This window comes from Mesorhizobium sp. M7D.F.Ca.US.004.03.1.1 (assembly GCF_003998635.1).
GTDB lineage: Bacteria > Pseudomonadota > Alphaproteobacteria > Rhizobiales > Rhizobiaceae > Mesorhizobium > Mesorhizobium loti.
In genome coordinates, this window is record NZ_RZQG01000347.1 from 1 (window position 1) to 5,801 (window position 5,801).

At 64.1% G+C, this 5,801-nt stretch carries 6 protein-coding genes and 1 pseudogene; 2 read left to right on the top strand and 5 right to left on the bottom strand.

The window, feature by feature from the left end; all coding sequences use genetic code 11:
- The 4 genes from EN935_RS19360 to EN935_RS19375 form a co-directional block, all read right to left on the bottom strand.
- On the bottom strand, positions 1-1,390 hold a 1,390-nt coding region (locus EN935_RS19360), incomplete at its 3' end, for a SulP family inorganic anion transporter (protein ID WP_127373532.1).
- 99 nt (positions 1,391-1,489) lie between these two features.
- Positions 1,490-1,747 carry a helix-turn-helix transcriptional regulator gene (locus EN935_RS19365; RefSeq protein ID WP_109663459.1) on the bottom strand — a complete coding sequence of 86 codons (258 nt, stop codon included), beginning with the start codon at positions 1,745-1,747 and terminating at the stop codon, positions 1,490-1,492.
- Between the two features lie 282 nt (positions 1,748-2,029).
- Positions 2,030-2,749, bottom strand: a complete 720-nt coding sequence (locus EN935_RS19370) for a phosphatase PAP2 family protein (protein WP_127373533.1) — start codon at positions 2,747-2,749, stop codon at positions 2,030-2,032.
- 14 nt (positions 2,750-2,763) lie between these two features.
- Positions 2,764-3,105: a hypothetical protein gene (locus EN935_RS19375; protein ID WP_109663468.1), complete on the bottom strand. Its 342-nt coding sequence runs from the start codon at positions 3,103-3,105 to the stop codon at positions 2,764-2,766.
- Between the two features lie 170 nt (positions 3,106-3,275).
- On the opposite strand from EN935_RS19375, the gene EN935_RS19380 reads away from it, so the two are divergent.
- Complete coding sequence (locus EN935_RS19380; protein ID WP_109663471.1) at positions 3,276-4,667, top strand: sensor histidine kinase; 1,392 nt, start codon at positions 3,276-3,278, stop codon at positions 4,665-4,667.
- Positions 4,664-5,326: a response regulator transcription factor gene (locus EN935_RS19385; protein WP_109663474.1), complete on the top strand. Its 663-nt coding sequence runs from the start codon at positions 4,664-4,666 to the stop codon at positions 5,324-5,326. Before EN935_RS19380 ends, EN935_RS19385 begins: the two co-directional genes overlap by 4 nt.
- 152 nt (positions 5,327-5,478) lie before the next feature.
- Here EN935_RS19385 and EN935_RS19390 read toward each other — a convergent pair.
- A pseudogene (locus tag EN935_RS19390) lies at positions 5,479-5,801 on the bottom strand (hypothetical protein); the annotation flags it as partial.

A 5,801-nucleotide genomic window follows, 5' to 3' on the forward strand; every position in this document is an offset into this window, starting at 1 on the left:
CGGTGTCGGCATCGGTCGCCTCGCTGGAATCGTAGGCGTTGCTGCTGTCGGCGACATCCTCCTGCACCAGCGGCTGATCGGCCTCGACGGCAATGCTCTTGGACATGCGGTCGATGAACAGGATCGACCCCAGCACAAAGCCGACGACGATCCCTTCGGTGAGGTCGCGGAAGACGACGATCAGGAAGGTTGCCATCAGCACCAGCGCATCGCCGCGCGAAGCGCGCAACAGGGTGGCGAAGGCCTGTTTTTCGAACATGTTCCAGCAGACGACCGCCAGCACGCCGGCAAGGGCGGCGAGCGGGATGTAGCTGGCCAGCGGTGCCGCCACCAGCATGAAGACGAGCAGGAACAGCGAATGCAACATGCCCGAGATCGGCCCATGTGCGCCGGCCCGCACATTGGTGGCGGTGCGGGCGATGGTGCCGGTGGTGCAGATGCCGCCGAACAGAGCCGAGGCGATATTGGCGAAGCCTTGCGCCACCAGTTCGCAATTTGAACGGTGCCGCCGGCCCGTCATGCCATCGGCGACAACCGCCGACAGCAGCGATTCGATCGCACCGAGCAGCGCAAAGGCGACGGCGTCCGGCAGCACGGCGATCGCCTTGTCGAGGCTGAGCGCCGGCAGTGCCGGAAACGGCAGGCTGCGCGGAATGCCGCCGTAACGCGTGCCGATCGTTTCCGCCGGCAGCGCCAGCAGCGCCACCACCAGCGAGGCCAGGCCGACGGCGATCAGCATGCCCGGCCAGCCCGGCCGCCAGCGTTTCACCGCGACAATGGTGACGATGGTCAGCACCGCCACCAGTGTCGCCGAGATGTTGAGCGTGCCGGCCGCCTCACCGATCGCCATCAGCTTCGGCAGAAGCGGTCCGGGCTCGGTGCCTGCAAGCTTCAACCCGAACAATTCGACGATCTGGCCGGAGAAGATGATGATCGAGATGCCGGCGGTGAAGCCGACCGTCACCGGATAGGGGATGAATTTGATGTAGGTGCCGAGCCTCAGATAGCCGATCGCGAGCAGGAAGACGCCCGACATCATCGTTGCCAGCAGAAGACCGTCGACACCTTCGCGCTGAACCGTTGCCGCCACCAACACGATGAAGGCGCCAGCGGGTCCGCCGATCTGGAAACGGCTGCCCCCAAGCGCGGAGACGATGAAGCCGCCGACGATGGCGGTGAACAGGCCGCGCTCCGGCGTCACCCCCGACGCGATGGCGATCGCCATCGACAGCGGCAGTGCGACGATGGCGACGGTCAGGCCGGCCATGAAGTCGGCCTTGAACTGCGGCAGGCGGTAACCTTCGCGCCAGACCGTCACCAGTTTTGGCGTGAACAGTTCGTAAAATGTCGGCCTCGCCGGATGGTGGCTTGCCGGATGGCTCTGGTCCATGAATGTGCCTTCCGCTCCGTGAAGGCGGCGGGATCGTCGGCAGGAACGTCGGCGGTCGCGTCGCGACTTATGTGTGCCGACTCGGGTTGCGGGAGAGGCTTAGCGCGGCACGGTCTGCTTGAGGCGCACGCCCCTGCCACCGCGCTCGCTGGTCTGGTTCTCGCCGATCAATTCCACCCCGGCCTCGTCAAGGGCCTGGATGACCTTCATCAGCGTGTCGACCACGCCCCTGACCACGCCATCACTCGCCTCCATGCGCTGGATAGTCGGAAGCGAAACGCCGGCGCGCTCGGCGAGCGTCTTTTGATCGATGCCGGCCAGCGCCCTTGCGGCGCGCATCTGCGCGGCAGTGATCATCGGCCAAAACCCCCGTCTGAGTCTGCGGTATCAACGTATAATACAGTCATGATGATGTTTCAACCATCATAATGCATATATGAAACATGTACCCTCTCGGGAAACCGGATGGCGGGGAGCAAGACAGGCATGCTAGGCTGGTCATTGCCGGGAAGATATCGAGGCAGCCTTCCCTCGGGGTGAGCAGTTGAAGATTTCCAGAGCTTGGATGACATCGGCAGCCTTGCTGTCGGTGGTTTTGCTGTTGACGGGTTGCGGGCACGGGCTGATCAACCGGCTGATCTAATCTCCAGTCTCGCTGTCGCCGTCCAGGCGCTGCCCGCGCCATCGCTGCCACGCCCAGGCCATGAGCCAGCACAGCATCGCCCAGACGAAGCCGGCGCACCAGCCGGCCAGCACATCCGATGGCCAGTGCACACCAAGATAGATGCGGCTGATGCCGACCAGCAGCGTCGTCAGCACCGCCAGCGACAGCACATAGATCTTCGTCGTTCGCCCCGGCAGGAAGCGCGCTGCCAGCGCGCCGAGCGTAAGGTAGGTCACCGCCGACAGCATGGCGTGGCCGCTGGGAAAGGACAGCGAAGTTTCGTTGACGAGATGCGAGACGAGTTCGGGGCGGGGCCGGTCGATGCCGGCTTTCAGCAGGCTCGACAGCACCTGGCCGCCGGCCACCGCCACGAAGATGAAAATTGCCGTTGCCGGCCGGCGGATCAGCAGCAGATAGAGGATCGTCGCCGCCGTGATCAGCACCAGCACGGCCGAACTGCCGAGGCTGGTGATGTCACGCATCGCGCCCTCCAGCCAAAGCGGGCCGATTGGCACCCCCGGTTGACCCGGCTGACGGAAAGCGAGCAGGATTTCAGTGTCGAAAGTGTGCGGCGTGGTGGCGCGCGCCACCTCTATCAGCTCCTCGAAGCCCCACAGGCCGGCGGCGATGACCAGGCCGGCCAGCAGCACCGGGAATTCGACCCGGTTGAGCAGAGCGTTGGCGGCGTTCTTCATCGGCAATTCGCCCGTTACAGTCGGCCTTGCAGATAGGGCCCAAGCGTGATCAGCGCCACGGCGGCGATCGCCAGCATGATGCCGGTCGCCTGCAGCGCGTTGACGCGCTCGCCGAAGAACATCAGCGCGACGACATTCACCGAGACCAGCTGGATGACGGCCGAGAGGCTGAACGACACCGACATGCCGAACTCGCGGATCAGCCGCAGCATGATCAGATTGCCCAGCGAATAGAGCGCCAGCGTCAGCAGGATCTTGCCCAGGCTCGGCGCCAGGCCCCATTGCTTGGCCGCCGTCGCCGCCAGCAGGAAAATGACAGTCGACAAGCCAAGCTGCAGCAATCCCGAAAAGCTCACGTCCCGTCCCCTCTCGAAGCGGCTCCCGCCGCGTGTGTCGAGGACCTTGTTTCCGAAGCGTGCCGGGACGTCAAGCGACGTCGATCAAACGTAGCTCTTGGCAACGGCAAGAGGGAGGGTCAATGTGCTGATATCGCCCAGTCTGTCGATTCAAGGGCGGTCAGGGGCTCATGATACGCATTCTGCAAAACCTGGTGCGACGCTGGAGCGAACTTTCTCTTGCCCTGCAATTCGTCGTTGCCGGCGGCTTTGGCCTGCTGGCCGTCATGCTGGTGGTGGGCGCCTGGGTGACGGCGCAGATCCGGGAGGGCGTCATCCACAATTCAGCCGCCACGACGGCGCTGTATGTCGACAGCGTGATTGCGCCGCTGCTGCCAGACCTGCGCAAGGACCAGGAGCTCAGCGACTCGGTCAAGCGGGCGCTCGACGAGACACTTGGCCAGGGCGCGCTCGGCAAGCGCCTCGTCTCGTTCAGGCTCTGGAGCCGCGACGGCACGGTTCTCTATGCGAAGGAGACGGCGCTGATAGGCCGCCGTTTCGAACCAAGCAGCGGCCTGCGCTCCGCCTTCCAGGGCAATGTCGTCGCCCAGCTCGACACGTTCGACGAGACCGAAAGCAAGGAAGAGGCGTTCGGCGTGCCTTTGCTGGAGATCTACAATCCGGTGCGCGAGCCCTGGTCCGGCGAAGTGGTGGCGGTCACCGAATTCTACGAGATCGCCGACGAGTTCAAAGCCACCTTGGCTTCGGCTCTGTGGTCTAGCTGGCTGATCGTGGCCGGCGCGACCCTGGCGGCATTGCTACTCTTGTCGGGCATCGTCCTGCGCGGCAGCCGCACCATCGACGATCAGCGCGGGGCGCTGCGCCGCCAGGTGTCGGAACTGCAGGGTCTGGTGACGCAAAACAGCGCCCTGAGAATGCGCGTGCAGCGGGCCTCCCGCCGCGCCACCGCGCTCAACGAAAGATATTTGCGCCGTATCGGCGCCGATCTCCATGACGGTCCAGCCCAACTCGTGGCCCTGGCGGCGTTGCGCATGGACAGTCCGATATTTTCCGCCGACGGCCATTCGGGCGAAAGCCGCTCGACCGAGGTCGCGATGATCCGCAAGACGCTGGAGGATGCGCTGCGCGAAATACGCGGCATCTGCACCGGCCTCGTCCTGCCGCAGATAGAGACGGCAGCCGCACCAGACATTCTGCGGCTGGCCGTCAACGAACACGAGCTGAGGACGGGAACGTCGGTGACACTCACGCTGGCCGGACAGTTGCCAGAGCCCGGCGCCTCCGAGAAGATCAGCATCTATCGTTTCGTGCAGGAAGGGCTGAACAATGCCTACCGCCACGGGCGAGGCAAGGATCAAGCGGTGAGTGCCGGGATGAAAGGTGGCAGGCTTTGTGTTGAAGTATCGGACGCCGGGCCAGGCTTCGATCCGGCACGGGTCGAGGGCCTCGGGCTCGCCGGCCTCAGAGAGCGGGTCGAAAGCATTGGTGGCCAGTTCGAAACCTTGACCGGGCCGCAAGGCACGCGATTGGTGATCCGTCTATCGATTGAGGAGCAAGCATGACTGATGTTATTCGCATCGCCATTGTCGACGATCATCCCCTCTTTCGCGAAGGTGTGACGCGCAGCCTGTCGGAGATCGGAGGTTTCGAGATGGCTGGCGAGGGTGCCACGGCGCAGGATGCCGAACGCATCGCCTCGACGGTGCGGCCCGACATATTGCTGCTCGATATCTCCATGCCGGGGGGTGGTCTGGCCGCGGTTGCAGGCATCCTCGCCAGCCATCCCGCCCAGAAGATCGTCATGCTGACCGTTTCGGAGGCCAATGCCGATGTGACAATGGCCCTGAACGCTGGGGTGCGCGGCTACGTCCTCAAAGGTATCGGATCGCGCGCGCTTGCCGACATCCTGCGCAACGTGGCGGCTGGCGAGAGTTATCTTTCGCCGACGCTGTCGGCCCGACTGCTTTCGGATCTCCAGTCCCAGAAGCCCACCAACGCCATAGCGGACCGGCTGCGGCAACTCACCGAGCGGCAGACGGAAATCCTGCGGCTGGTGGCTGAGGGGCTGAGCAACAAGGAAGTCGCCCTGCGGCTGGAGCTTCAGGAGAAGACCGTCAAGCATCACATGACCGGCGTGCTGTCGAAACTCAATGTGCGAAACCGCACCGAAGCAGCCTTGATGATGCGTGAGTCGCGCGACCGCGACAGGAGCCATACCTAACAGTTCAGCGCTTCTACCAAACCGGAGCCGCTCCAGGGACTTCAGTCATCGCGGTGCCGGAAATCGCGCGGTGCCGGCCCAGAAACGAGGTCACCTCCGCCGGGGGGCGGCGGAGGTGACATGTGAAGCCGGCCGTTGCCTGTTGGCAAGCTTCACAAGGCCTTCAGGCGGCTGACATCGGCCGGCGTGGCCCGGCGGTCGATGATCGTGCGCCCGAGCGCATCCTCCATCCTGAAACGGCCGTTCTCAAGCTGTTCGGTTAAGCCGTCGGGATGCCGGACTGTGATCTTGTTGCCTGTCACGTCGACCTTGTCACCAGTCGTGGCATTGACATGACTCGCGCTGTTGCCCTTGTTTGATCCTGACTTGCCGGAATTGCCGCTGTTGCCATTCCCGTTGCTGTTGCCGCTATTACCGCTGTTGCCGCCGCTACTGTTTCCGCCACCGCTGCTGCCACCATTGCCGTTTCCACCCC

Bases quoted from the DNA above. Each gene is read 5' to 3' on its own strand.
- EN935_RS19365 (WP_109663459.1), bottom strand. From the start codon at position 1,747: ATGATCACTGCCGCGCAGATGCGCGCCGCAAGGGCGCTGGCCGGCATC.
- EN935_RS19370 (WP_127373533.1), bottom strand. From the start codon at position 2,749: ATGAAGAACGCCGCCAACGCTCTGCTCAACCGGGTCGAATTCCCGGTG.
- EN935_RS19385 (WP_109663474.1), top strand. From the start codon at position 4,664: ATGACTGATGTTATTCGCATCGCCATTGTCGACGATCATCCCCTCTTT.
- EN935_RS19380 (WP_109663471.1), top strand. From the start codon at position 3,276: ATGATACGCATTCTGCAAAACCTGGTGCGACGCTGGAGCGAACTTTCT.